Origin of the sequence: Holdemanella biformis DSM 3989 (genome assembly GCF_000156655.1) — a bacterium.
Taxonomy (GTDB): domain Bacteria; phylum Bacillota_I; class Bacilli_A; order Erysipelotrichales; family Erysipelotrichaceae; genus Holdemanella; species Holdemanella biformis.
Map to the genome: position 1 here is coordinate 93376 of NZ_DS996845.1, position 25647 is coordinate 119022.

Genomic DNA, 25647 nt, shown 5'->3' on the forward strand with positions numbered 1-25647 from the left:
CAATTCATCTCATGACTAAAGTCACGAGTGTTCTTAGATCGCTTTACAAAGAATATGTTGAAAACTTTAAATGGGCATTTGAAAGAGGATGTTCATGGAGTAACATGGGAGGTGTAGAAGGAACTTTAGATGATGGATTAACAAAATTCAAAGACAATTTCAATCCAACAATAAATGAATTTATTGGTGAATTTGATATACCAGTTTATCCATTCATGTATCGTTTAACACAAAAAGCATATAAAATACTGAAAAGTAAGCATATGTGATAATTATTTTATTGACAATTATTTTATTTTATGTTTATAATGTTTGAGCAATCTTATTTGAAAATTTAGAAGAAGAAAAGACTGAGAGGTGTAATCAAGATGAAAAGAACATATCAGCCAAGTAAGAGAAAACACCAAAAAGTTCATGGTTTCCGTGCTCGTATGGCAACTGTTGGTGGACGTAACGTTCTTTCTAGAAGAAGAGCGAAAGGCAGAAAGGTTTTATCCGCATAGAAATCACCTGCTAGGTGATTTTTTTGTCTGGATAGGGAAATAACATGAAAAAAGAGTTTCGTGTATTAAAAAACTATGAGTTTTCTTCCATCATCCAGAATCGACAATTTGTTAAGTCGTCGTCATTTGTATGTTATTTTCAAAAACGAAAATTGGACCATGCAAGAGTCGGAATCAGTGTTGGCAAAAAATTAGGAAATGCGGTTTGTCGAAATAAAGTTAAAAGACAACTTCGTAGTATCGTTGATGACGTATTTACCTTTGAAGAGGGATATGATGTTATTATTATAGTTCGACCTGCCTACACGAATAAATCGTTTGAAGAAAATAAAAATGAAATGAAAGAAAATCAAAATCGGATAAATAAAAGATTTTTGAAAAAGTAGAGGAATAAAAAATGAAACAATTTTTGCAGAAAAAAGCAAAATTGGTCTTTCTATGTATGTTGGTATTATTAACATGTACGGCTTGTGCAAATCCAAGAGGTAGAGATGGAAAAACATTAGCAGACCAAATTATTGCAAGTGAAGAGACAACAATTGATGCAAGTCAAATCAATTACAAAGACATTTCTGATAAGAAATTAAAGAAAGAAATTAAAAAGAATATTAAAGATGGACAATATACAATTCAACCAACAACTTTTAAAGAATCTATGTCAAAAGGATGGTTTGAAGGTTTAATTGTTTGGCCAATTGCACAAATTATTAACTTAATTTCTTCAAAAACAGATGCCGGTGTAGGTATCATTTTAACAACATTGTTAATTCAGATGCTTGTATTTGTATTTACACGTAAATCACAAATGTCTACACAAAGAATGCAGGAAATCTCACCTGAAATTCAAAAGATTCAAAATAAATATAAAGATAAAACAGATGAGCGTTCTAAAATGCAAATGGCTCAAGAAATGCAAAATCTTTATCAAAAATATGATATTCATCCATTTGGCTCAATGTTGATCACTTTCATTCAGCTACCAATCATGATGGGTATGTATTATGCTACAATGCGTTCTGTAAGTGTTGTAAGTGGAAGCTTTATGGGTATTTCTTTAGCGGGCACACCACTTGATGGATTTAAAGCTTTAGATATCGCATATATCGCAATTTATGTATTAATGGTTATTTTCTATATTGTTTCAATGAAATTACCTCAATGGTTAAAGAAATGGCAAGATAAGAAAGATAACGTTAAAGTTAAAAAATATGCACAAGAAGAAACAAATCCTATGGCTAACAGCATGAATATGTCAATGTACTTCATGACAGCTATGATTTGTATTATGTATATTTCGTGGCCAATGGCGATGTCATTCTATTGGTTAGTATCAAGTGTGATTCGTGTATGTCAATCATTGATCCTACACCAAGTTATGAACAAAAAGTAGGTAATACATATGGAATTTGCAAAATTTACTGGGAAAACTTTAGATGAAGCTTTAAATGCTGCATGTAACGCAAAGGGATGTGCAAAAGAAGAACTTCATTATGAAGTTACAGAAGAAAAAAGTGGTTTTTTAGGAATTGGAAAAACAATTGAAATTGAAGCATATTGCCAAAAAGATATTGAAGATTTCATTAAATCCTATATTCAAACATATTTTGATAATGCAGAATTGGATGGAACTGTTGAAATTGAAAATGATCATGGTTTCTATCGTATTACTGTAAATACAAAGAACAATGCGATTATGATTGGTAAAGCTGGTAAGTCTTTACAAGCATTCAATCGTTTAGTAAAAGCTGCAGTTAGTGCGGCATTCAAAAAGCGTGTCGGTCTATTAATCGATGTAAATGGTTATAAGGAAGAAAGATACGAAAAAATTTGTAAAATGGCAGTTCGCGTCGCAAAAGATGTGCGTCGTACAAAAGTAGATGCCGTATTAGATCCAATGCCAGCCGATGAAAGAAAAGCAATTCACAATGCTTTAGCAGGGATGAATGATATTTCTACTAAGAGTGAAGGCGAAGGCGAAGGGCGTCGTTTGCACATTTTATATACACCAGGAAAAGATGAAGAATAACGGGATTATCCCGTTATTTTTTTGAAGGAGGACTTCATGAAAATTATTATCGGATTAGGAAATATTGGTAGAGAATACGAAAACACACGTCATAATGCAGGATTTATGGCAATTGATAAATTAGCACAAATGTTAGAAATGGATTTTAATCAAGAAAAATTTTCGGCTTATTTTTCAAAAAAGAAAATTGATGGAGAAGATATTATTTTATTAAAACCAACTACATATATGAATAATAGTGGCATTGCCTTAAGACAATGCATGGATTTCTATAAAGTATCCGCAGAAGATATCCTTGTATTATATGATGATATGGATATGCCTGTTGGAAAACTTCGTTTGCGTCAAAAAGGCAGTGCCGGAGGACATAATGGGATTAAAAGTATAATTTCTCACATTGGTACGCAAGAGTTTGATCGTATTCGCATTGGTATTGGAAAAGATAAAATGATTCCGGTTGTAGATTGGGTATTAGGAAAATTTCCTCAAGAACAACAAGAAGATTTAAATCATGCTTTGGAACAGGCCGCAAAAGCAGCTAAATTTTCAATTAAACACTCTTTTAGTGATACAATGAACAGATATAATAAAAAGTAGAAGGTGATATTCTTGAAAGAGACAATATTAAATAAACTACAAGACAATCCTATCGTTCAACAAATGCTTCAATTTGGAAATAATATAGGAAACTTACTTCCAAATGAAGAAGCATTGTGTTTAGCTAGTGCGTTTATACAAGATAAACAAACAAGGATTGTAGTTAAAAAGAATCGCTATGAAGCGCAACAACTCTATCAAAGATTGAAACCACTTATTAACGATACATTATTATTTGTGATGGAAGAATCTTTACGAGTTCAAGCCATTGCTTCAAGTCCAGAAGATAAACAAGAACAACTCTATGTACTTACTCAGCTAGTAAAAGAAGATAAGCCACGTATTATCATATGCAATACGGCGGCCTTTTTCCGTTATTTACCAGATAAAGAATTATTTAGAAATCTTTGTTTCAAATTTGAAGTGGATCAAGAAATCACAATGACTGAATTGAAACAAAAATTAAATCGCGCAGGCTATACTAAAGTGAATTATGTAGATCGTCCATGCACATACGCAAGTCGTGGTGGTATTGTCGATGTATATTGTCTTGAATATGACCATCCAATTCGTATTGAATTTTTTGATACAGTCATTGAATCCATTCGAATCTTTCATGAAGAAACACAAAGAACCATTGAAACAATTGATTCTGTATTTATCAATCCAGCTACAGATTTATTATTTACGGATGATCAGATAGAATTTCTACAAAAGGAAATTGACTCTGAATTGGAAAAACAACACGAAAAACTTATTCAAGATGATTATGATTTTTTATTGGATTATCTTGAAAAAGATAAAATAGCTTTAGAAAATTATGATATAGATCCTCATTTATACATTTATTTTAGTTATTTAAACGCAAATCAATTCATGGATTATGTGAAGGGTCATATTATTTTTTCGAGTCAGGAAGAAGTAGAAAATGGATATAAAAAATTAAATGAAGAAACAATTTCATTTATACAAGAAATGGTCGAATCCCATCAATACTTACCTAAATATAGTATGTTCCATGATGTATTCACATTTGAAAAAGAACATAACATTCAAATGTTTCATGATTTCATGGATTTTAAAAATCCAATCTTTTCAAAAATAGAAACACTTGAAAAATCAGATCCGCCATTGATTCAAATTTTAGAGAATCTAAAAGGAAATACCATCTATATTTCATTGGATGAAGAGCATACTAAAAAGGTAGAAGAGGCTTTAAAAGCATATTCGATTCATAAAAATATCATATTTATAGAAGATGATTTTTATGAAGGGTTTGTGTATGAAGATATTTCTGTGTATACTCAACAAGAATTATTTCATCGTCCTAGTCAAATCAAGAGATATCAGAAAACATTTAAACAAGGACAAATTTTACAAAATATTCTTGAACTTGAACCAAACGACTATGTTGTGCATGAACAATATGGTATTGGCCAATATGTTGGAATCACAACACGAAAAATAAAAGGAAAAACTTTAGATTATTTGCACGTTATATATAATGGTGGAGATGAATTATATGTACCATTATCACAATTTCAGCTTGTAAGAAAATATGTATCTAAAGAAGGGGTGGGCATAAAACTATCTCAATTAGGTTCAAATAAGTGGAAAAAAACAAAAGAAAAAGTTTCTAAAAAAGTTGAAGAAATTGCAGCACGTTTAGTTGAATTATATGCCAAAAGAAATGAAGATATTGGTTTTGCGTTTAGTAAAGATGATGATCTACAAAAAGAATTTGAGGATGCCTTTGAATATGAGGCAACGCCAGATCAAATTAGAGCTACAGAAGAAATCAAACGAGAAATGGAAAAACCAAAACCAATGGACCATTTACTTTGTGGAGATGTTGGATTTGGAAAAACGGAAGTTGCGATGAGAGCTGCCTTTAAGGCGATTTCGAACAATAAACAAGTAGCTTTATTGTGTCCGACAACTATTTTATCTATGCAGCACTATCAAACATTTGTTAAAAGATTTGAAAATGTGGGAGCAAATATTCGTGTTGTGAATCGTTTTGTAGCGACAAAAGAAATCAATCAAATCAAAAAAGAATTAGAAGCCGGTCAAGTCGATATTATTATTGGTACTCATAAATTGTTGAATAAATCTTTCCAATATAAAAATTTGGGTTTATTAATCATTGATGAAGAACAACGATTTGGTGTTGAACATAAAGAAAGAATTAAAGAAATGAAAAATGCGATTGATGTTCTATCTTTGAGTGCAACACCCATTCCAAGAACTTTACAGATGTCTTTGATTGGTGTGCGTACAATTTCACAATTGAATACTCCTCCTTTACATCGACATCCTATTCAAACATATGTGATGGAAAATCGAAAAAGTGTTGTCAAAGAAATTATTCAAAGAGAATTATCACGTGGTGGACAAGTATTCTATTTGTACAATCATGTTTCAAATATCTATTCTGTCGCAAAAAATATTCAGAATATGTTTCCAGATGCAAAAGTGGCAGTAGCGCATGGGCGTATGGAAAAAAATGATATTGAACAAACTATGATTGATTTTGAACAAGAGAAATATCAAATTTTAGTATGTACGACAATTATTGAAACAGGACTTGATATTGCCAATGCGAATACAATGATCATTGATGATGCGGATCGTTTTGGATTATCACAATTGTATCAGATTCGTGGTCGTGTGGGGCGTCGAGAAAAAATCGCATATTGTTATTTATTGGTGCAGCCACAAAAAGAATTGACAGAACAAGCACATAAAAGATTAAAAGCCATTAAAGAATTTACATCTTTAGGCAGTGGATATAAAGTGGCTATGCGAGATTTAACGATTCGTGGAGCTGGAGATATGCTTGGTCCTCAACAAGCAGGATTTATTGACGATGTTGGTTTGGATTTATATCTTGAAATGTTGGCAAGTGCTATTAAAGAAAAACAAGGCAAGCCAATGGAAGATAAGAAAAATGATAAAGTAGCACAAGTGCAATTATCAGGATATATCCCTGAAAAATTTACGGATAATGATGGGGATAAATTAGAAATTTATCAACATATCAAAAAAATAGAGAGTCTTACTGAATTGATTGAATATGAAAAGCGTGTTGAAGACTTATTTGGACATATTCCAAATGAAGTAAAACAATTGTTTGAACAGAAAAAACTGGATTTCTTTGTGAATCGAGAAGGTGTTGAATCATTAAAAGAAACAGAAGATGTTGTTACTATCACTATGAGTGCAGAATGGTCAAAGAATTGTGATGGGGTAAAACTATTTGGAGCTATCAATGATATTAGTCGTAAGATCAATTTGAAATTAGAGAGTGGAAAAATTAAAATAATGATTTCTAAACGATTAAAGAAGCATATTGAATTGATGATGCAAGTGATTGATAAATTAGAAGGAGAGTTTTGATGCGATTAGATAAATATTTAAAAACAGCACGAATCTTAAAAAGAAGAGAAGCAGCTAAAGAACTAGCTTTACAAGGACGAATTTGGGTCAATGATCGAGTGGCAAAACCAAGCACGGAATTAAAAATTGGGGATACGATTCGTATTCGTTTTGGAGCAAGACTGCTTGAAATTCGTGTATTAGATATTCAAAAACAAGTTTCTAAACAAAACGCACAGTTGTTGTTTGAAATCATTCACGAAGAAAGAATTGAAGATGAACAAGCTTAATGTTGTGTGTGGAGCTCTTGTGATTGATGGAAAAGTCATGATTGCACAAAGAAATTATGGTTCAAGCCAAGGTTTCTTTGAATTTCCTGGTGGAAAAGTTGAGGGAAATGAAACAAAAGAAGAGGCATTAATTCGTGAATGGAAAGAAGAATGTGATATTGATATTTATGATGTTAGATATTTATCATCAAGTATTGATTATCAAGATGGATATGAAATTCACTTAACTTGTTTCACATGTACTTCTAATGAAAAACCAAAAAAATTAAGTGTGCATTCAGAATATATTTGGACAACTCCAGATCATATATATGACTATAACTTCTTTAAATCTGATAAAATGCTTGTAGAAGCATTAAAGGAGGTATGGCCATGTTTGATAAAACCAACGAAACTAAAGTATTAAGAGATCCTGTGCATGGATATATTCATGTGAAATATCAAGTGATATGGGATTGCATCAACGCAAAAGAATTTCAAAGATTGCATCGCATTCATCAATTAGGTGGAGATTTTCAAATTTATCATACGGCAGAGCATTCACGTTTTTCACATAGTCTAGGCGTATATGAAATCACAAGACGAATGTGTGAAGAAGTGGATTCAATCACAGCTACTTTAAGTGAATATGAAAAAATTCAAGTTTTATGTGCTGCATTGTTGCATGATTTGGGCCATGGTCCTTTTTCACATTTTTTTGAAACACTTCATAAGAAGCATCACGAACAAATGACTTGTGATTTGATTTTGGATCCAGAAACAGAAATTCATAAGGCTTTAGTAAAAGAAGATGAATCCCTACCACAAAATATTGTGTTGATTTTAACGCATAAACATCCCAAACCAATGATGCATCAAATGATCAGCTCACAATTGGATGCGGATCGCATGGATTATCTTTTAAGAGATGCTTATGAAACCGGTACAAGCTATGGTAATTTCGATTTAGAAAGAATTTTGCGAACTTTGCGAGTGAAAAATGATTCGTTGTGTGTGAAAATGAGTGGTATGCACAGTGTTGAAGACTATATTATGGCAAGATACCATATGTATTGGCAGGTTTACTTGCATCCAGATGCAAAATCATATGAAATTATGATTCAACAATTTTTTAAGCGATATGAAAAGATTCGTAATATTTCGGTATTTGAACCATTAATGAATGGAGAACTATCGAACAATGATTTTTATTTAATGGATGAACACCGTATGTTCTATGGTTTTCAACAAGCATTAGCAAGCGAAGATGAAATATTAAAGGATTTCGCAAATCGAATTTTAAATCGTCATTTGTTTGAGTGGATCGAAGATCCAAGTGATCAACAAATGCAAGATATCAAACTGAAACTTATTGAATCTGGATATGATTTAGATTATTACTATTATGAAGCAATATCACATTCTAAGGCGTATTTGCCATATACAGAAAATGATGAAAATCAAATTATTTGGATGTTAGATTCTAAAAATGAATTGGTGTCTTTATCTAGTTGTTCACAGATTGTCAAGGCATTATTAAAGATGAAAAATCAAACGAATAAACGAATTTATTTTCCAAAAGAAATACTTTAAAATGAACGGTAACATGCAATGTGTTACCGTTTTCACTTGTGAAAAAATGGGATAAATATATAAAAAATCATAGATTTTAAATTAAATTTGTTATATTTTTATTAAATTCTTGTGTTTTTTAATAAATTTTCTTGCAAAAAAATCAGAGTGTGATATTATGCACTAGCTATGACAAATCAGGTACATTTATTTGATAAAATTTCAAATCAAACATTATACAAAGGAGAGGCTATAATTGATTTTTGTGCGAACGAAGGACTTCTAGTTTCTTTTAGTAATGATACACATCGATTTGAATGGAGAATATGGAAAAAAGGATTAGTAATCCGTAGTGAATCTGATGTTCTTGTGAATTTGACACTTCGTTTAAATAGTCAAACAAAGGGGCATATTGAAACAGAATTTGGACAAATAGATTTGGATTGTCATACAAGTCATTATGATGTGGACGAAAATCACATAGAAGTAAAATACAGTCTTATACAGGGGAATGAAGAACAAAAATTTCACTTTGTACTATATATAAATAAGGAGGATACATATGCAGTCAATTGAAGTTGAATTAAAGCAGGCCATTCAAATTGCAGTAAAAAAAGCATTTGATTTAGATTTAGATGTGCAAAACATTGTTGTTGAAACACCAAAAAATAAAGATCATGGTGATTTTTCAAGTAATGTTGCGATGCAGTTAACTCGTCAATTACATCAAAATCCAAGAATGATTGCGCAAAGCTTATTAGATGCATTTTCATTAGAAATGGTTTCTAATATTGAAATTGCAGGACCTGGTTTCTTAAACTTTACATTATCTAAAGACCGTTTTAGTACAGTAATTTCTGATGTATTAGCACAAAAGGAAAATTACGGTCAACAACCATCTAATGGAATTAAAGTAGATTTAGAATATGTAAGTGCAAACCCAACTGGATCCTTACACTTAGGACATGCTCGTGGAGCTGCTTGGGGAGACAGTTGTGCACGTATCATGAAAAAAGCGGGATATGACGTAACTCGTGAATATTATGTAAATGATGCGGGTAACCAAATCACAAACTTGGCATTGTCTTTAAATGCTCGTTATCGTCAAGCACAAGGGATTCCTACAGAAATTGGTCAAGACGGTTACATGGGTAAGGATGTTGAAGAAAAAGGATATGAATTGGCGAAAGAATATCCTGAAACATACTTAGAACCTACAGAAGAAAATTTGAAATTCTTTAGAAAAGAAGGAATTAAGTTTGAATTAGATAAAATTAGAAAAGATTTAGATCGTTATCGTGTACATTTTGATGTTTGGTCAAGTGAACAAAGTATTCGTGATGCAGGTAAAGTAGAGGCTGCAATCAATGAATTGAATGAAAAGGGCTATGTATATGAAAAAGATGGTGCTTTATGGTTCGAAACAACAAAATTTGGAGATGATAAAGACCGTGTTTTAAGAAAACAAGACGGATCATTAACTTATTTAGTTCCAGATATTGCTTATCATAATGATAAATGTCAACGTGGATTTGATATGTTGGTTGACTTCTTTGGAGCTGACCACCATGGCTATATTCCTCGTTTAAAAGCGAGTATGACAGCTTTAGGAAACGATGCAGACAAATTACATGTAGATATTATTCAGATGGTTCGTTTAGTATCAAATGGGGAAGAAATGAAGATGTCAAAACGTTTAGGAAATGCGACAACAATTAATGAGTTGTGCGATAAAGTAGGCGTTGATGCAGCTCGTTATTTCTTTGTACAACGTGCATTAGATTCACATTTAGATTTCGATATTGAATTGGCAACTAAAAAGTCAAATGAAAACCCTGTTTACTATGCACAATATGCACATGCTCGTATGTGTTCTATTCAAAAACAAGCTCAAGATATTGAGTTAGCAACATCATTTGAAGATTTAACAAATGAAAAAGAAATTGAATTGATGAAATCTTTACAAGAATTCAATAAGGTTATTGTAGAAACAGCACAATCTCGCCAAGTTCATAAAATGTGTCACTATATTCAAAATTTAGCTAGTAAATTCCACAGTTTCTATAATGTATGTAAAGTTGTAGATCGTGATAATTTAGAATTAAGTTCACAACGTCTAGCTTTAGTAAAGGCAACTCAAATTGTTTTAGCTAACGCATTAGAATGTATTGGTGTTGAAGCCGTTGAATCAATGTAAGTATTAAGAGGAGTTTTATAGTATTATGAAAAAGTCTATGATTGAAGTAGCTTATCAAGTATTGACTAACAACGATGGTGCTATGCCATTCGTTGATCTTTGGAAAGATGTAAGTCAAGAAATGGGATTTAGTCAAACACAGTTTGAAGATAATATCGCACAATTTTATACAGATTTATCTTTAGATGGCCGTTTCTTGAATATGTCACAAAATACTTGGGATTTACGTTCACGTCACACGTATTCAGAAAGTGTAATGGATACAGATTCTATCGCAATTGACGAGGATGATGAAGAAGAAGAATCAGAAATCGTTGAAGATGGATTAGACGAAGTAGAAAAAGAAATGGAAGAAGAAAACGAATAAAACGCATCCTTTTTCACAATAAATTCACATTGAATTGTTAGAATTGAAGTGGAAAGGAGAAGGAATGCAAGAAAATCTGCTTCATGCAGATTTTTTTTCTAGAAAAAATATGATAACCTAGAAGTTGTTAAGGAGATATTTATATGTTTAAAAGCATTTTATACGTTATAAAAGAAAATTGTTCAAATTTCTATCGTATTTTCTGTATCGCAAAATATGAATTGTTGTCAGATATGCGAGATTCTAAATTTGGTATTTTTTGGAACTTTGCATCTCCAGCTATTCAAGTGTTCACATATTGGTTAGTCTTTGGGATTGCTTGGGGAAGAAAAGCACAAACATACAAAGGTATTACTGTCGAATATTTGCCATGGCTTGTTGTAGCTTTTAGTGTATGGTGGTATATTCGTCCATGCATTGTCGATGGATGTTCTGCCGTGTTTTCAAAAACCAATGTCATCACAAGAATGAAGTTTCCAGTGTCGGTTTTACCAGCAACAGTTTGTTTAAGAGAACTATTCAATCATTTTGTGATGTTGATTATCACATTCGTTACTTTGATTTTAAGCGGATGGTATCCAAATCTAAACTGGCTTTGGATTCTATATTATATGTTCTGCGCATTTATGCTTGGAGAAGCTATTTCACTAGTATTATCTGTACTCACAATGTTATGGCGTGATGTAAAAAAATTTATTTCTTCAATCATGCGTATGTTGATGTATTTCTCGCCTATTTTATGGGATTGTCATTTTAAAGCAGATGTTCCATTCGCAAGTATTTTAAATAAACTTGTGAAGGTAAATCCAATCTATTATATTATTCAAGGATATAGAGATGCCGTTTTCTATGGAAGAAACGTATTTGATCATCCTGCTATTACACTTTATTTCTGGTGTCTGGTTTTCTTGATTTTTGCGTTAGGATGCTATTTGATGTACACCTTCAAAAAGAAATTTATCGATATGATTTAAGGAGGTTTTTATGTCTAAAGAAGAATATGCTGTTGAAGTCGAAAATATTTCGAAAATCTATACTTTAAGAAATAAAAACAATCAATATAAAACAGATAAGAAAGAATTCTATGCATTAAAAGACGTTTCTTTTAAAATAAAAAAAGGCGATGTGGTTGGAATTCTTGGAACTAATGGATCTGGTAAATCTACATTATCTTTATTATTATCAGGTATTTCTGAAATTAATAGTGGAACCATGAAAATTAATGGAGAACAAGCATTGATTGCCATTAATACAGGGTTGAATCAACAATTGACAGGACTTGAAAATATTAACGTCAAAGGCGCATTGATGGGGCTTAGAAAAAAGAGAATTCAAGAAATCACAAATGATGTTATTGATTTTGCAGAGTTAGGAGATTTCTTATATCAGCCTGTAAAAAAATATTCATCAGGTATGAAATCTCGTTTAGGATTTTCCATCTCACTTGCATTAAATCCAGATATTTTTATTGTCGATGAAGCATTAAGTGTTGGAGATAAAGGTTTTGCGAAAAAATGCATGAAGCGTATGATGAAACTCAGAGATGAAGAAGGAAAAACAATCTTCTTTATTTCTCACTCATTAAGTCAAGTTCGCGAATTTTGCAAGACGGGAATGTGGATTGAAGGTGGTCAGCTTGTTGAAATGGGTGACATTAATAAAGTGTGTGATGATTATTCTGTTTATGTAGACAAATTAGAGGCGATGAGCAAAAAGGAAAAGAAAAAATTCTTAGATGAAAAATTTGAAAAGCGTTTGCTTCCTAAAAAAGAAAAAAAGGGTATCGCAAAATTATTTGGTTAATAAAGGAGTTTATGGACTCCTTTTCAATTTGTCAAAAATAGTTTACAATTACAGTGTTTATATAGGGAGGTTTATACTCATGAAAACAGTAATAACATATGGAACTTTTGATTTATTTCATGTAGGTCATTTAAATTTATTACGCCGTGCAAAAGAATTAGGGGATTATTTGATTGTTGCGGTAAGTAGTGATGAGTTTAATTTGGGTAAAAATAAAGTGTGTAAAATTAAAGACACAGATCGTATGAAGATTGTAGAAGCGATTAAATATGTAGACAAGGTTATTCCAGAAACAAGTTGGGAACAAAAAATTGAAGATGTAAAAAAATATAATGTAGATGTGTTTGTTATGGGCGATGATTGGAAGGGAAAATTTGATTTCTTAAAAGATTATTGTGAAGTTGTTTATTTACCAAGAACAGAAGGTATTAGTACAACACAATTAAAAGAGGAATTGAAGGGTTAATATGCGTACTATCAGTATTATCCTTCCTTTTTTTAAGTACAAACATTATTTTAAAGAATGTCTACAAAATTTAGCACAAAGCACATTTAAAGATTTTGAATTAATTGTCGTTTTAGATCATCCAACTGAAGATATTGATGATTTATTAGAACAATATAATTCTGTTTTTGACATGAAAGTATACGCATTACCTGAAGGAGTAACAGGTGTAGCGGCTTGTCGAAATGTTGGAATTCAAGAAGCTAAAGGTGCCTATCTTTACTTTTTGGATAGTGACGATTATGTTTTGGAAGATACTCTACAAAATATGATCAAGGCGATAGATCATGATGTGGATATGGTTTATGGTATGATCAATCACACTTGGAATAATAAAGCGAATTATCTTCATAAAATTGAAAATAAAGAAGTGGATGAAGAGGATCAAGAAGAAAGAGAACAACAACGTTTGAATAGACTTTCTGATTTTATTTCGTTTTCGTCATATGAAAAAGATGAGCAACAAGCTAAAGCTATTTTTTATACAATGGATAACCGAAAAGGAATCCGTACATTTACAGTGTTAGGTAATTTGTATAATCGTGATTTTGTTGTTCGCAATAACTTAAAATTTAATGAGAACTTTAGATATTATTGTGATATGACATTCATGTGTCCATTATTAGAAAAATTGACTTCCGCTTTACAAGTAGAAGAAGCAATCTATGTGAAACGTAAGCATAATGATCCTATTAATGAACCAGCATTGAGTCAGGAAGAGAATGAAAATCGTTTTAATGAAAGATGCGATGCAGTTGAATATACACGTACACTTTTAAAAGAAGAAGGGGTTGTACGTTTCTGCTTAGATCGTAAAATTGTATCGTATTTTGTTTCTCAAATGGCAAAGAAGATTCGTCGTAGTCAAGATGATTTGTGGCGTACAGAATACTTTGAACGAATGGCAAAAACAATGGATGGTATTCGTCCAGAAGTTATGAATCGCTATAAGCGTAATTCTAGAAAAATGGTAGCTTATCTACAAAATCGTGACTTGAAAGGTGTTCAAAGTTGTGTTCGAAGAAAATTAGGAATTAAAAAGTTTTTTAGAATCTTTAAAAATAAGAATGTTTTATTTAAACTTGCTTACTATCATGTTTATTCTAAGAAACCAATTCAAGAAAACACAATTTTATTTGAAACATTTATGGCTAAAAATTACTCAGACAGCCCTAAATATATATATGAATATATTGCCAAGAATTATCCAGGCAAATATAAATGTGTATGGGCATTGAATGATGGGCATGAAGTTCCTTATGGAGCAGAAGTTGTAAAGCGTTTCTCTTTTAAATATGCGTATTATTTAGCTGTTAGTAAATATTTTGTATTTAATGTTAGACAACCATTGTGGTATCGCAAAAGAGAAGGCCAAGTATTTGTTGAAACTTGGCATGGTACACCATTAAAACGTCTTGTGTTCGATCAAGAAGAAGTAACTTCAGCATCTCCAAAATATAAGCAGCAATTCTATCGCCAAAGACAAGAATGGGATTATTTAGTAAGTGCCAATCCGTTTAGTACGAAAACATTTAGAAGTTGTTTTATGTATGAGGGTAAAATGCTTGAATATGGATATCCAAGAAATGATATTTTATATTGGCCAAACAAAGATCAAATTGCGAAAGACTTAAGAAAAAAACTAGGTATTCCAGAAGATAAGAAAACGATTTTATATGCACCAACATGGCGTGATGATGAACATTATGGAAAAGGTGAATATAAATTTACATTGGCCTTAGATTTGAAGTTAATGATGGAAAAATTATCAGATGAATATGTTGTTTTATTAAGAACGCACCATTATATTGCAGATAACATTGATACAACAGGACTTGAAGGTTTTGTTTATAATTTAAGTAAATATGATGATATTAGTGAGATTTATTTGATTAGTGATATTTGTATCACGGATTACTCAAGTGTATTCTTTGATTTTGCGAATTTAAAACGACCAGTCCTTTTCTATACATATGATATTGAAAAATATAAAAATCAATTACGAGGATTCTATATTGATATGAATACTGAGGTTCCAGGCCCACTATTATATACAAGTGAAGAAGTTGTGAATGCGATTTTAAATATTGATCAAATCAATGAAGAATATAAAGAACGTTATGAAGAATTCTACAAGCGTTTCTGTTGTTATGATGATGGAAATGCGTCAAAGCATATTGTAGAGGAAGTATTTAAATAAAAGAAGGAGGATAGCCATGTTAATTAAGCTTTTAAGACCTATTAAAAAGTTTGCGGGAAAGTGTATTCGCTTGGCCTATAAATTAACATATCGTCTATTTAAAGTAGATGATAAGCTTGTCATATTTATATCTTTTCATGGCCGTGGCTATTCGGATAATCCTAAAGCTATTTATGAACAAATGAGACAAGATCCACGATTTGTTGGATACCGTTTTATTTGGTTTATAAAAAATCATAAAGAAAAGAATATTCATATTGAAGGAGCTGAAATAAAGGAGTATTTCAGCATTCCTTATTTCTATTATTTGTCCAAGGCAAAATTATGGGTAGTGAACTGCAAATTACCTACATATATCTTTAAAAAGGAAAATCAGGTTTATCTACAAACATGGCACGGAACCCCGTTAAAACGATTAGCTCACGATATTGATGTAAGTGAAGATACAACGTTCTATCGATCTGGAGTTAGTTATGAACAGATGTGCCATTCTTATGATGTAGATGTCGCAAGATATAATTATATGATTAGTCCGAATGCGTTTTGTACGCGTGTTTTTCAAACGTCTTTTAAAATCAATAGAGAAAGATTGATTGAAACAGGTTATCCTAGAAATGATTTTATTTCAAATGCCACAAAAGAAGAATGTGATGCAATAAAAAATAAGTATCATTTGCCAATGGATAAAAAGATTGTGTTATATGCACCTACATGGAGAGATAATTCTTATGTTTCTGCAGGATATACTTTTGAATTGAAGGCAAACTTTAGAAAATGGAAAGAAATTTTAGGCGAAGATACAATTGTTGTATTTAAACCTCATTATTTAATTATTAACACATTTAAAGATGATCCAGAATTAGACGGATTCTTATATTCTATACCTGCACAAGCAGAAATTAATGAGTTATATGTGATTAGCGACATTTTAATTACAGATTATTCGAGCGTTTTCTTTGATTATGCGATATTGAAACGACCTATTTATTTCTATATGTATGATTTAAAAGAATATGCCACAGATTTAAGAGGTTTCTATTTAGATATTCATAAGGATATTCCTGGTGAAATTTATATGGATGAAGAAACCATGTTGAAAGCTATTAAAAATGAAGTGTATGATTATTCGAAATTAAATGAATTTAATCAATATTTTAATAATCATGAAGATGGAAAGGCATCTAAAAGAGTTGTAGATATTCTATATAAGGCGGTGCACTAAAATGGGATTAAGTAAGATAATCTTAAATATTGCTTTAAAGATTGTAGATATTTTAACTTTTTATATTCGTCCAAAGAAGAACCATATTACTTTTATTAGTTTAACTCAAAGTGAATTATCGTCTGATTTTAAATTAATTGATAAACAATTACGTCATGAGAATAAATATGACATTCATTATATTTTATTGATGTTCGAAAAGAATTTATGGGGTGATTTTAAATACTTTTTGAATTGTTTAAAACAACTTGTTGAAATCAAAAAATCAAGTCTAGTGATTTTAAATGATAATAATTATGTGATTAGTCATATGAAACCTAAGAATGTTAAGGTACTACAAATATGGCATGCGTGTGGTGCCGTTAAGAAATTTGGAAATCAAATTAAAAGGCAATATCCTGTACAAAACTATGATTATGTTTTATGTAATGCGGAATATTGGAAAGATCCTTATTCTCAAGCGTTTAATGTAGAAAAAAATCAAGTTTTGGTGACGGGAATGCCTAGAATTGATACATTGTTAAATTTGAATGGAAAAGATGAATTCTATTTGAAATATCCTGAATTAAAGGATAAAAAATTATGTTTATACGCACCTACTTTTAGAGGAAATATCATTGATGGCTTTAAAATCCAGTCTTTTGATTTCACAAAAATTAAAGATTATATTGTCCTATATAAGTTTCATCCATTACTTGGAGACATTCAGTGCAAAGGTGGAATCAATATGAATAAAGAAGATTTATATACACTGATGCAGGTGAGTGATTGTTTAATATCCGATTATTCGAGTGTGATATTTGATTATTCTTTATTAAATAAACCAATGATTAGCTATATTCCAGATATTGATGAATATAAACAAGATATAGGATTGAATATTGATTTTAACGATTTTCCAGGCCCAGTATGTACGGATGAAAATCAATTGATGGAAGCATTGAAATTTGAAGATTATGATTATGACAAATTATCTTATTTTCAAATGAAGTACATGGTATATACAGATGGAAGAAATACAAGTCGAGTCGTTGATACAATCAATCAGATTATGGAAGAGGCATAGGGCCTCTTTCTTTTCATTTACAAATATATGAAAAAAATTTCAATTTAATATTGAAACAAAATGTAAATCGTAGTATTATACAGACAACACATTGATATGGAAGAGTAATTCACTAAGTTTTAGCCAAGAGAGATATTGTTTGGTGGAAAATATCGTAAAGCTAGAGAATGAAAATCACCATGGAGTGGCTATAGCGATAATGTAGTTATAGACGTGAGTCTTACGATATAAAGACTAGATGTGATTGCATCGATGAGGGCATTCGTTAGAATGAATTAGAGTGGTACCGCGGAAGAATAAAAATATTACCTTTCGTCTCTGAAGTTGTTTATCAGGCAACAAGAGACGGAAGGTTTTTTGTTGCAGAAAAGGAGAATTTGAGAATGAAGAGAAATGAAAACACAAAATTAAATCGTTCCTGGATGGCAGCATTTTCAGTGGCAACAACTGCATTTGCGGCTCATGCAGGCGGAGGATTTGCAACAGGAAATCAGGAAAACACATGGTTTGTTAGTTTAGGTTGGCCAGCTATTGTTGGTGTTGCGGTTGCGATGTTACTTTTAGCAATGACAATTCGTGAAGGTCAAATTATGATGAATTCACGAGGATTAAAAACGTATAAAGAATTATTTGAATGTTTATATCATCCATTTGATAAGGTAGAACTGTTATTTGAATTATTCTTTAATATCATGGTTTTAATGGTTGTCGCATCATGTATTTCTGGAGCAGCCAGTGCATTAACACAATACTTTGGATTGAATTACTATCTAGGAACATTTGTGATTGGCCTTGTTGTATTATTCTTAACAATTTTTGGAGTCGACTTAATTCGTAGAGCAAGTACATATATGGGAATTGTCATTTTAGTATTAGCTGTATCTATTTATACAGTTGGCTTATTAGATGGACATAACTTATTAGATGTTATGCGCGTTGATTTTTCAGTACATGGATGGAGTCAACTTCCAAAAGCAGTTTGGAACGGTGTTACTTATTCAGCTTTTCAATGGGTTACAGTACCTGCTATCCTAGTTTGTGGAACAAGTGTATTAAAAACAAAACAAGATTGTGATCGTTCAATGGCATTAACATTCACATTGAATATGTTAGGATTAGGACTTGCCGTATTAATGTTACTTTGTTGGCAACACTATTATCTAACACAGCCGAACGGAACAACTTTACCAACGTTGACAACATTAAAATCATTTGGAGCAAACTGGCTTGTGGCACTATATGGATTGGTATTATTTTTATGCTTGATTTCAAGTGCAGTCTGCGTCATCTTTGGCTTTGTGAATCGTTTCGAAAATGTGAAGTTCCTTCAAAATGTAGAAAATGTACCAGTTCGAAGGGCTTTAGTTTCAGCATTCATCATGGTCGTTTCTATGGGAATTTCTTTTGTCGGACTAACAAATGTTGTTAAGTATGGCTATGGATATTGTGGATATTTAGGAATCGCAATTATCATTGTTCCATTATTAACAGTTGGATTCTGTAAAAATCGTAAATTCATGAAAGAAAATGCACAAGACGCAAAAGTATCTTTTGAAGAAGTATATGAAGAAAATTAGACGGGAAATTAATTTCCCGTCTTTATTTCTTCCATTTTTTCATCCAGTGTCTTACAAATTTTAGCGCATTCTAATAATTCTTTATCAATTTCATTTAAGCGTTCTTTTGATAAGTTCTTCTTATAGCGAATTTTGTGTTCTAGACTTGCCCAGAAATCCATCGCAATGGTTCTAAATTGTACCTCTACCTTGACCCATTTTTTCTCATCTGATAAAAAGATAGGAATTTCTACAATTAAATGAAGACTTCGATACCCATTTTCTTTTGGATTTTGAATGTAATCCTTTTTTTCAATCAAGCGAACATCATCTTGGTTAAGAAAAGAGTTGGCCAAAGAATAAATATCTTCAGTGAATGAACATACCACACGAACACCTGCAATATCGAACAGATTGTTTTCAATGTTTGGGATGGTTAAAGCAAGATTCTTTTTTTGAAGTTTTTTAAGAATGCTGGATTGCGATTTAATACGCGTATGAATGGACTCAATGGGATTGCGATCATAGAATAGGGAGAATTGTTCGTTAAGTACTTTAAATTTAGTTTCCACTTCCATTAATGCACAATTGTAGTAGGTCATCATTTGACGATATGGAAGCGTACTTTCTTCTACAAAATCTGTGAATGCATCGACTAATTTGATATTTGGCATAATTACTCCTTAAATGTGACTTCAATTGTATACTCATCCGTGTCAGGAATAATGGAAACAATTTCTTTAATACTTTTCTTTGTGTTTTCTTGAGCCGTTTTCATTAATCCTTTTTCTTTTGCCTCAGATAAAGCCTTATCTTTTTGTTCGAGCGCAAAAGCTTTATAGTCACTCACACTAATTGGGTTAAAAATATTTTTTGTTTCATCATAGACTTCAATGCTTGATTCATCAATTGAATTCGAAATAACAGCAGGTTTATCGACAGTCACATGAATCGTTGAGTCGTTGATCTCTACATTTGCCTTAGATAAATCTGTACCTAATTGAATTTCCCCTTCAAATGTTAGTATGAAGTATTTGTTTGTCAAAGGGATAGACCATCCATTGAGATTTAATGAATTTTCGAATTTTCCTACTTTCGTATAATGATATTTTGTGGTTACTAAATCACTCGCCTGTTCAATTCGATTCTGAATTAATGTAGATGTGATTTCTGGTTCTGTTTGTTTATTCATAAAGAACATACCACCAATAAAGGCAATTAAGATACATATAAGAATGAATAAAATTTTTTTAAAGTTTTTCATAAGTGACCTCCTTTTTAAAATTGTAACATAAATGAACAAAACTAATAAACTGACATGCATAATGTCGAATTATTGCGTATAGTAAGAATACGACGGAAACGATTATATGATATAATGATTAGCGTGGAGGGTTTTCATGACTAAAGTAGAATTTCAAAAGGCTTGTTTAGAAGCTGGCATCCAATTAAATGAAGAACAAATGAATCGATTTGAAAAATATATGCAACTTCTTATTGAATGGAATGAGAAGATGAATTTAACGGCAATTACGCAGGAAGAAGAAGTGTGGGAGAAACATTTCTACGATTCAATCATGCCTTTTTCAAATATTGATTTTGAAACAATGTGTGATATTGGCTCAGGCGCAGGTTTTCCTGGAATCCCAGTAAAAATTGCATTTCCACATGTACATATGACATTGGTGGAGCCTTTACAAAAGCGTTGTCGTTTTTTAAATGAAGTGAAAACTCAATTGAACTTAGAAAATCTAGATATATTAAATGTTCGAGCCGAAGATTTAGCGAAAGAAAAGCGTGAATGTTTTGATGTGGTCAGCGCACGTGCTGTTGCGAAATTATCAATTTTATTAGAACTTTGTGTTCCTTTTGTGAAAATGAATCGTACAATGGTGGCACTAAAAGGAAAAAATGGACATGAAGAATTATTAAATGCGAAAAAGGCAATTGATACATTAGGTGTTGAATTGGTTGATGAAGAAAAATTCATGATTGAAGAGGATGCAACACGTATTAATTTATATTTTAAAAAGGTAAAACATACACCTAGTAAATATCCTAGGGCGTATGGGCAAATCAAGAAAAAACCTTTGGAGGGTTAAGTATGGGAAAAGTAATGGCGATTTCGAATCAAAAAGGTGGAGTTGGAAAAACGACAACTTCTATAAATTTGGCGAGTGGACTTGCACATGTAGGTAAAAAAGTATTATTGATTGATTTCGATTCACAAGGAAATGCTACACAGGGATTGGGTGCGAATCAAAATAATTCACAAGCAACAATTTATTCAGTTTTAATGGAAGGTGTTCCAATACAGCAAGCTATCGTGCCTAAGGTGAATCCTAGAATTGATATTGTACCGGCTAACATTAATTTAGCAGGTGCTGATTTGGACATGGATAAAATGGAATATGGCAAGGAAGAATTGTTGAAAAAGGCAATTGCACCTATTCGAGATCAATATGATTATATTATTATTGATTGTCCACCTTCACTTGGCTTATTAAATACAAACGCATTAACGGCGGCTGACAGTATTTTAATTCCAGTACAATGTGAATATTATGCATTGGAAGGTGTAACGCAATTGTTGATTACAATTCGTCTTGTACAAAGAACAAGTAATCGTAACTTGAAAATCGAAGGAATTTTATTAACGATGTTTGATATTCGTACAAGATTGAGTGTTGATGTATCGCAAGATGTTCGTCAAACATTTGGAAAGCTTGTATATCAAAATTCAATTCCAAGAAATGTAAAATTGTCTGAAGCACCAAGTCGTGGTGTATCGATTTTTGAATATGATCCAAAAAGTACAGGTGCCAAGGCATATGCTGGTTTAACTGAAGAAGTACTAAAACGTAATTCAAAGGAGGCATAATTTATGGATAACAAAAATAATGCTCGTTTAGGAAAAGGCTTGTCTAGTATTTTTGGGCAAGATGTTTCCAAGGTATTAGATGATATTCAAAATGGAGATATGGAAGTTGAAAGTCAGCAACAATCAAAGATTCCTGTAAATGAAATTCGTCCAAATCCATATCAGCCTCGTAAAGTATTTAATGATGAAGCGCTAAAAGAATTAAGTTCATCGATTAAGCAGCATGGTGTATTTACGCCTATTCTAGTTAAAAAAAGTATTCAGGGATATGATTTGATTGCAGGCGAAAGAAGACTTAGAGCTTCAAAACTTGCTGGATTAGAGAATATTCCAGCTATCATTGTTGATTTTGATGATCAGGAAATGATGGAAATTGCGTTGTTAGAAAATATTCAACGTGAAGATTTAAACGTAATTGAAGAAGCAAAAGCTTATGAAAAATTGATTCAGCGTTTAGGATATACACAAGAACAATTGGCTCATCGTGTGGGAAAATCACGTGAACATATCACAAACTTATTGCGTCTATTAAAACTTCCTGAAGATGTACAGGAATATGTTGTAAATAAACAATTAAGTATGGGGCATGTTCGTGCTTTGTTGGGTCTTAAAACGGAATCTAGCATGCGCAAGATTGCTAAACAGGCCATCGATCAAGGGTTGTCTGTGCGTAAAGTAGAACAAATTGTAAAGGATACAAATAATAAAAAAACGGTAGAAAAACCAAAGGAAGATATTTATGTGAAAGCAGCGAAAGAAAAGCTACAAGAATTCTTCCAAACATCTGTATCTATCAGTAAAAATTCAATTTCTATTCATTATGAAAATAAAGAAGACTTAAATCGAATACTAGAATTATTGAATCTAGTTGAAGAAGAGTAAGTCTTCTTTTTTTGACATATGTATTATTTTTTGTATAATATTCATTATTCATGGAGTTGTAGTAAAAAAATAGCGCCAGGACTAGAAACTAGTTGACGAGGACCAGACTTATCGAAAGATTCGGCGGGTAGTCTGGAGGTTGATACAACCTTTAACGATGGACAAAACCAATGTGTGAATATTGAACAAATCCATTTGGTATCCTCCATGAAAATAATATAATAGGAGGATTTTTTATAATGTGTGGAATCACAGCTTACGCAGGTAAAGAGAATGCTTTACCGTTTTTATTGCAGGGTTTGGAAAAATTGGAGTATCGTGGATATGACTCTGCAGGAGTGACATTAGTTTCAAGTCATCATTTAGAAACGTATAAGGCCAAGGGACGCTTAACAAATTTAGAAAAGATATTATCCGAAAAAGAACATCCTGAACATACAGGAATTGGACATACACGTTGGGCAACGCATGGTGTTCCAAGTAATATGAATTCACATCCACATACAAATGAGAGTGAGACAATTTCAATTGTGCATAATGGAATCATCGAAAACTATGCATCCATTAAAGAATGTTTATTGGAACAAGGATATAAATTTCAATCACAGACAGATAGTGAAGTCATTGTTCATATGTTGGATTATTACTATCAAGGAGATATGATGTATGCCTTAAAGAAATGTGTACAGTATCTTCAAGGAAGTTTTGCGCTATGTGTAGTTTGTACAGATTATCCAGACTGCGTCTTTGTCGCAAAGAAAGAAAGTCCAATGATTGTTGGAAAAACGGATACGGCTGCTTTTTGTGCAAGTGATATTCCAGCTGTATTAGATTACACAAAGGATATTTGTGCTTTAGAAGATAATCAAATGGCTATTTTGAAACCAGGAAGTATTGAATTATATGATTTCTTTGGAGATCCAGTATCTATGAAATGGACACACATTTCGTATGATGCGTGTGCAGCTCAAAAAGGTGGATATGATACTTTTATGCAAAAAGAGATGCATGAACAGCCATATGTCATTAAAGAAACGCTAAGAGCTCATATTGAAAATAATTTGGCTATGCCAGAATTATCTGGTTTAGACGTTTCAAAAATCAATCAAATCTATTTTGTTGCATGCGGAACTGCATATCATGCGAGTTTGTATGCTCAATACTTATTGCGCACATGGATTGATTTACCAATTTACTGCATTAGTGCAAGTGAGTTTAGATATGGAAATTATCGAATTGATGAAAACACTTTATGCATCTTTGTTTCACAATCTGGAGAAACAGCCGATACTTTGGCGGCATTAAAACTTTCAAAAGAAAACAAAGCACAAACATTAGCTGTGACAAATGTATTAGGCTCTAGTCTAGCTCGTTTATCTGATTTTGTATTATATACTTGTGCTGGGCCAGAAATTGCAGTCGCAAGTACGAAGGCTTATACAACACAACTTGTGCTGTTGGCATGTTTATGTTTAAAACTTGCAGCATTATGTAATGGGGATGTAGAAAATAAATATAATATGATCAATCAGTTGAAACAAATGCCAGAAGTGGTAGAAGAAATGCTTCAACAAGAAGATAAAATGGCAGAATTCGCAAAACTACTAACGAATCAAAAAGATGCTTACTTTATTGGTAGACAATTGGATTATTTAAGTGTTTTAGAAGGGGCATTAAAACTAAAAGAAGTTTCTTATGTACATGCCGATGCATATATGGCTGGAGAATTAAAACATGGTCCTATTGCATTGATTGAAAAAGATACGGTAGTGATTGCGTTAGCTACACAGCCTAGTGTTGCACAAAAGACGATTTCAAATATTTTAGAAACAGTAGCTCGTGGGGCAAAAGTCATTCTAATTACTTCAAAAAATCAGAATGCAGAAGGTTTTGATTATGTAATTCGTATTCCGGATGTGGATCCATTATTTAGTTGTATTCCAGCAACTGTTTTATTGCAGGAACTCGCATATTATGTCGCAAAAGAAAAAGGTTGCGATGTAGATAAACCTCGTAACCTTGCGAAAAGTGTGACTGTAGAATAATTATTCTTTGATTTCTGTAACAATATAATGAATGGTTTGATCTAAACCATGCTCAGATAAATATTTCAATAAGTGATGGATGAGGGCGTCTGTTTCCGGGTGAATCAGAATTTTACCTCGTCCATTTTCATAATATTCAAGGGCGCTTGAATCGGTGTATTTTTCTTTTTGATAGATCATACTTGCGGCAACTCTGTCACAAAACATTTCAATGACATAATTGGTTGGCATTTTACACGCATATATGCCATCTACGCCAAAATCAAGCCAATATTCCCAATGATGTTTGTTTCTTCCTTTATGATGTAACCAACCTAATGAATAACCTTTTTCTTCTTTTTCTGCATCAATAGGAGAGCGGAATCCTTGATAATAATGAAAACCGGTTTTCAATTCGATATAAGAGTATTTGCTTAAGTCATGTAGTAATCCTTGTTTGTATAAATGACAGCGAAAACACAAGTATGTAACTTTTACTTTGTGCTTATTGATTGTATGTAAATGTGCTAATGCTTTATTCATAAATTCACTTCTTTCTCGCCTATTTTAGCATATGAATAATAAGAAAACCATTCTAG

Annotated in this window: 27 protein-coding genes and 1 other annotated feature; of the genes, 24 read left to right on the forward strand and 3 right to left on the reverse strand. The window is 31.9% G+C overall.

Features of this window, described 5'->3' with window-relative positions; all coding sequences use genetic code 11:
• From EUBIFOR_RS08885 to EUBIFOR_RS08980, 20 genes are all read left to right on the forward strand, one after another.
• Positions 1-269, forward strand: a 269-nt coding sequence (locus EUBIFOR_RS08885) for a peptidoglycan bridge formation glycyltransferase FemA/FemB family protein (RefSeq protein ID WP_003865694.1), incomplete at its 5' end; no start/stop codon positions are given.
• 99 nt (positions 270-368) lie between these two features.
• Positions 369-503 carry a 50S ribosomal protein L34 gene (gene rpmH / locus EUBIFOR_RS08890; protein ID WP_003865695.1) on the forward strand — a complete coding sequence of 45 codons (135 nt, stop codon included), beginning with the start codon at positions 369-371 and terminating at the stop codon, positions 501-503.
• 44 nt (positions 504-547) lie between these two features.
• On the forward strand, positions 548-889 hold the full coding sequence (gene rnpA / locus EUBIFOR_RS08895; RefSeq protein WP_003865696.1) for a ribonuclease P protein component: 342 nt from the start codon (positions 548-550) through the stop codon (positions 887-889).
• An 11-nt stretch (positions 890-900) separates the two neighbouring features.
• Complete coding sequence (locus EUBIFOR_RS08900) at positions 901-1893, forward strand: YidC/Oxa1 family membrane protein insertase (RefSeq protein ID WP_003865697.1); 993 nt, start codon at positions 901-903, stop codon at positions 1891-1893.
• Positions 1894-1902: 9 nt separating this feature from the next.
• Complete coding sequence (locus EUBIFOR_RS08905; protein WP_003865698.1) at positions 1903-2529, forward strand: Jag family protein; 627 nt, start codon at positions 1903-1905, stop codon at positions 2527-2529.
• Positions 2530-2565: 36 nt separating this feature from the next.
• Positions 2566-3126, forward strand: coding sequence for an aminoacyl-tRNA hydrolase (pth, locus tag EUBIFOR_RS08910; RefSeq protein ID WP_003865699.1), 561 nt, complete (start codon positions 2566-2568; stop codon positions 3124-3126).
• A 3-nt stretch (positions 3127-3129) separates the two neighbouring features.
• The gene (mfd, locus tag EUBIFOR_RS08915) at positions 3130-6525 is read left to right on the forward strand and encodes a transcription-repair coupling factor (RefSeq protein ID WP_003865700.1); all 3396 of its coding nucleotides are present in this window, start codon (positions 3130-3132) and stop codon (positions 6523-6525) included.
• Positions 6525-6794, forward strand: a complete 270-nt coding sequence (locus EUBIFOR_RS08920) for an RNA-binding S4 domain-containing protein (protein WP_003865701.1) — start codon at positions 6525-6527, stop codon at positions 6792-6794. The genes mfd and EUBIFOR_RS08920 overlap by 1 nt, the downstream gene beginning before the upstream one ends.
• A complete protein-coding gene (locus tag EUBIFOR_RS08925) occupies positions 6781-7200 on the forward strand; it encodes a (deoxy)nucleoside triphosphate pyrophosphohydrolase (protein ID WP_003865702.1) in 420 nt (139 codons plus the stop codon). Before EUBIFOR_RS08920 ends, EUBIFOR_RS08925 begins: the two co-directional genes overlap by 14 nt.
• Entirely contained in the window at positions 7167-8366 is a 1200-nt protein-coding gene (locus EUBIFOR_RS08930; RefSeq protein ID WP_003865703.1) for an HD domain-containing protein, read from the forward strand. The genes EUBIFOR_RS08925 and EUBIFOR_RS08930 overlap by 34 nt, the downstream gene beginning before the upstream one ends.
• Before the next feature lie 168 nt (positions 8367-8534).
• Positions 8535-8921: a DUF1934 family protein gene (locus tag EUBIFOR_RS08935; RefSeq protein ID WP_003865704.1), complete on the forward strand. Its 387-nt coding sequence runs from the start codon at positions 8535-8537 to the stop codon at positions 8919-8921.
• Positions 8908-10542 carry an arginine--tRNA ligase gene (gene argS, locus EUBIFOR_RS08940; RefSeq protein ID WP_003865705.1) on the forward strand — a complete coding sequence of 545 codons (1635 nt, stop codon included), beginning with the start codon at positions 8908-8910 and terminating at the stop codon, positions 10540-10542. Before EUBIFOR_RS08935 ends, argS begins: the two co-directional genes overlap by 14 nt.
• Positions 10543-10567: 25 nt before the next feature.
• Positions 10568-10909, forward strand: coding sequence for a DNA-directed RNA polymerase subunit delta (rpoE, locus tag EUBIFOR_RS08945; protein WP_003865706.1), 342 nt, complete (start codon positions 10568-10570; stop codon positions 10907-10909).
• Between the two features lie 143 nt (positions 10910-11052).
• Positions 11053-11883, forward strand: coding sequence for an ABC transporter permease (locus EUBIFOR_RS08950; protein WP_003865707.1), 831 nt, complete (start codon positions 11053-11055; stop codon positions 11881-11883).
• 10 nt (positions 11884-11893) lie between these two features.
• Entirely contained in the window at positions 11894-12712 is an 819-nt protein-coding gene (locus EUBIFOR_RS08955; RefSeq protein WP_003865708.1) for an ABC transporter ATP-binding protein, read from the forward strand.
• 79 nt (positions 12713-12791) lie between these two features.
• Entirely contained in the window at positions 12792-13178 is a 387-nt protein-coding gene (tagD, locus tag EUBIFOR_RS08960) for a glycerol-3-phosphate cytidylyltransferase (RefSeq protein ID WP_040466417.1), read from the forward strand.
• Between the two features lies 1 nt (position 13179).
• On the forward strand, positions 13180-15417 hold the full coding sequence (locus EUBIFOR_RS08965; RefSeq protein WP_003865710.1) for a CDP-glycerol:glycerophosphate glycerophosphotransferase: 2238 nt from the start codon (positions 13180-13182) through the stop codon (positions 15415-15417).
• Positions 15418-15433: 16 nt separating this feature from the next.
• Positions 15434-16639, forward strand: a complete 1206-nt coding sequence (locus EUBIFOR_RS08970) for a CDP-glycerol glycerophosphotransferase family protein (RefSeq protein WP_003865711.1) — start codon at positions 15434-15436, stop codon at positions 16637-16639.
• 1 nt (position 16640) lies between these two features.
• Positions 16641-17705, forward strand: a complete 1065-nt coding sequence (locus EUBIFOR_RS08975) for a CDP-glycerol glycerophosphotransferase family protein (protein WP_003865712.1) — start codon at positions 16641-16643, stop codon at positions 17703-17705.
• 82 nt (positions 17706-17787) lie between these two features.
• Positions 17788-18028 (forward strand) — a binding site (T-box leader).
• Between the two features lie 60 nt (positions 18029-18088).
• Positions 18089-19282 carry a YkvI family membrane protein gene (locus tag EUBIFOR_RS08980; RefSeq protein ID WP_003865713.1) on the forward strand — a complete coding sequence of 398 codons (1194 nt, stop codon included), beginning with the start codon at positions 18089-18091 and terminating at the stop codon, positions 19280-19282.
• Positions 19283-19290: 8 nt separating this feature from the next.
• Here the strand turns inward: EUBIFOR_RS08980 and EUBIFOR_RS08985 are convergent, their stop codons facing one another.
• Together EUBIFOR_RS08985 and EUBIFOR_RS08990 are read right to left on the reverse strand one after the other, a co-directional pair.
• Positions 19291-19935, reverse strand: a complete 645-nt coding sequence (locus EUBIFOR_RS08985; RefSeq protein ID WP_003865714.1) for a GTP pyrophosphokinase — start codon at positions 19933-19935, stop codon at positions 19291-19293.
• Between the two features lie 2 nt (positions 19936-19937).
• Entirely contained in the window at positions 19938-20525 is a 588-nt protein-coding gene (locus EUBIFOR_RS08990) for a DUF4230 domain-containing protein (RefSeq protein WP_003865715.1), read from the reverse strand.
• 136 nt (positions 20526-20661) lie between these two features.
• On the opposite strand from EUBIFOR_RS08990, the gene rsmG reads away from it, so the two are divergent.
• From rsmG to glmS, 4 genes are all read left to right on the forward strand, one after another.
• The gene (rsmG, locus tag EUBIFOR_RS08995) at positions 20662-21363 is read left to right on the forward strand and encodes a 16S rRNA (guanine(527)-N(7))-methyltransferase RsmG (RefSeq protein ID WP_003865716.1); all 702 of its coding nucleotides are present in this window, start codon (positions 20662-20664) and stop codon (positions 21361-21363) included.
• A gap of 2 nt (positions 21364-21365) precedes the next feature.
• Positions 21366-22142, forward strand: a complete 777-nt coding sequence (locus EUBIFOR_RS09000; protein ID WP_003865717.1) for a ParA family protein — start codon at positions 21366-21368, stop codon at positions 22140-22142.
• 3 nt (positions 22143-22145) lie between these two features.
• The gene (locus tag EUBIFOR_RS09005) at positions 22146-23024 is read left to right on the forward strand and encodes a ParB/RepB/Spo0J family partition protein (protein WP_003865718.1); all 879 of its coding nucleotides are present in this window, start codon (positions 22146-22148) and stop codon (positions 23022-23024) included.
• 239 nt (positions 23025-23263) lie between these two features.
• Positions 23264-25069 (forward strand): glutamine--fructose-6-phosphate transaminase (isomerizing), encoded by a 1806-nt coding sequence (glmS, locus tag EUBIFOR_RS09010; RefSeq protein ID WP_003865719.1) that lies wholly within the window; start codon positions 23264-23266, stop codon positions 25067-25069.
• Here the strand turns inward: glmS and EUBIFOR_RS09015 are convergent, their stop codons facing one another.
• Complete coding sequence (locus EUBIFOR_RS09015; protein WP_003865720.1) at positions 25070-25591, reverse strand: DUF5662 family protein; 522 nt, start codon at positions 25589-25591, stop codon at positions 25070-25072.
• Positions 25592-25647 lie beyond the last annotated feature (56 nt).

Bases quoted from the DNA above. Each gene is read 5' to 3' on its own strand.
- rpmH (WP_003865695.1), top strand. From the start codon at position 369: ATGAAAAGAACATATCAGCCAAGTAAGAGAAAACACCAAAAAGTTCAT.
- rnpA (WP_003865696.1), top strand. From the start codon at position 548: ATGAAAAAAGAGTTTCGTGTATTAAAAAACTATGAGTTTTCTTCCATC.
- EUBIFOR_RS08900 (WP_003865697.1), top strand. From the start codon at position 901: ATGAAACAATTTTTGCAGAAAAAAGCAAAATTGGTCTTTCTATGTATG.
- EUBIFOR_RS08905 (WP_003865698.1), top strand. From the start codon at position 1,903: ATGGAATTTGCAAAATTTACTGGGAAAACTTTAGATGAAGCTTTAAAT.
- pth (WP_003865699.1), top strand. From the start codon at position 2,566: ATGAAAATTATTATCGGATTAGGAAATATTGGTAGAGAATACGAAAAC.
- EUBIFOR_RS08920 (WP_003865701.1), top strand. From the start codon at position 6,525: ATGCGATTAGATAAATATTTAAAAACAGCACGAATCTTAAAAAGAAGA.
- EUBIFOR_RS08925 (WP_003865702.1), top strand. From the start codon at position 6,781: ATGAACAAGCTTAATGTTGTGTGTGGAGCTCTTGTGATTGATGGAAAA.
- EUBIFOR_RS08930 (WP_003865703.1), top strand. From the start codon at position 7,167: ATGTTTGATAAAACCAACGAAACTAAAGTATTAAGAGATCCTGTGCAT.
- EUBIFOR_RS08935 (WP_003865704.1), top strand. From the start codon at position 8,535: ATGACAAATCAGGTACATTTATTTGATAAAATTTCAAATCAAACATTA.
- argS (WP_003865705.1), top strand. From the start codon at position 8,908: ATGCAGTCAATTGAAGTTGAATTAAAGCAGGCCATTCAAATTGCAGTA.
- rpoE (WP_003865706.1), top strand. From the start codon at position 10,568: ATGAAAAAGTCTATGATTGAAGTAGCTTATCAAGTATTGACTAACAAC.
- EUBIFOR_RS08950 (WP_003865707.1), top strand. From the start codon at position 11,053: ATGTTTAAAAGCATTTTATACGTTATAAAAGAAAATTGTTCAAATTTC.
- EUBIFOR_RS08955 (WP_003865708.1), top strand. From the start codon at position 11,894: ATGTCTAAAGAAGAATATGCTGTTGAAGTCGAAAATATTTCGAAAATC.
- tagD (WP_040466417.1), top strand. From the start codon at position 12,792: ATGAAAACAGTAATAACATATGGAACTTTTGATTTATTTCATGTAGGT.
- EUBIFOR_RS08965 (WP_003865710.1), top strand. From the start codon at position 13,180: ATGCGTACTATCAGTATTATCCTTCCTTTTTTTAAGTACAAACATTAT.
- EUBIFOR_RS08970 (WP_003865711.1), top strand. From the start codon at position 15,434: ATGTTAATTAAGCTTTTAAGACCTATTAAAAAGTTTGCGGGAAAGTGT.
- EUBIFOR_RS08975 (WP_003865712.1), top strand. From the start codon at position 16,641: ATGGGATTAAGTAAGATAATCTTAAATATTGCTTTAAAGATTGTAGAT.
- EUBIFOR_RS08980 (WP_003865713.1), top strand. From the start codon at position 18,089: ATGAAGAGAAATGAAAACACAAAATTAAATCGTTCCTGGATGGCAGCA.
- EUBIFOR_RS08985 (WP_003865714.1), bottom strand. From the start codon at position 19,935: ATGCCAAATATCAAATTAGTCGATGCATTCACAGATTTTGTAGAAGAA.
- EUBIFOR_RS08990 (WP_003865715.1), bottom strand. From the start codon at position 20,525: ATGAAAAACTTTAAAAAAATTTTATTCATTCTTATATGTATCTTAATT.
- rsmG (WP_003865716.1), top strand. From the start codon at position 20,662: ATGACTAAAGTAGAATTTCAAAAGGCTTGTTTAGAAGCTGGCATCCAA.
- EUBIFOR_RS09000 (WP_003865717.1), top strand. From the start codon at position 21,366: ATGGGAAAAGTAATGGCGATTTCGAATCAAAAAGGTGGAGTTGGAAAA.
- EUBIFOR_RS09005 (WP_003865718.1), top strand. From the start codon at position 22,146: ATGGATAACAAAAATAATGCTCGTTTAGGAAAAGGCTTGTCTAGTATT.
- glmS (WP_003865719.1), top strand. From the start codon at position 23,264: ATGTGTGGAATCACAGCTTACGCAGGTAAAGAGAATGCTTTACCGTTT.
- EUBIFOR_RS09015 (WP_003865720.1), bottom strand. From the start codon at position 25,591: ATGAATAAAGCATTAGCACATTTACATACAATCAATAAGCACAAAGTA.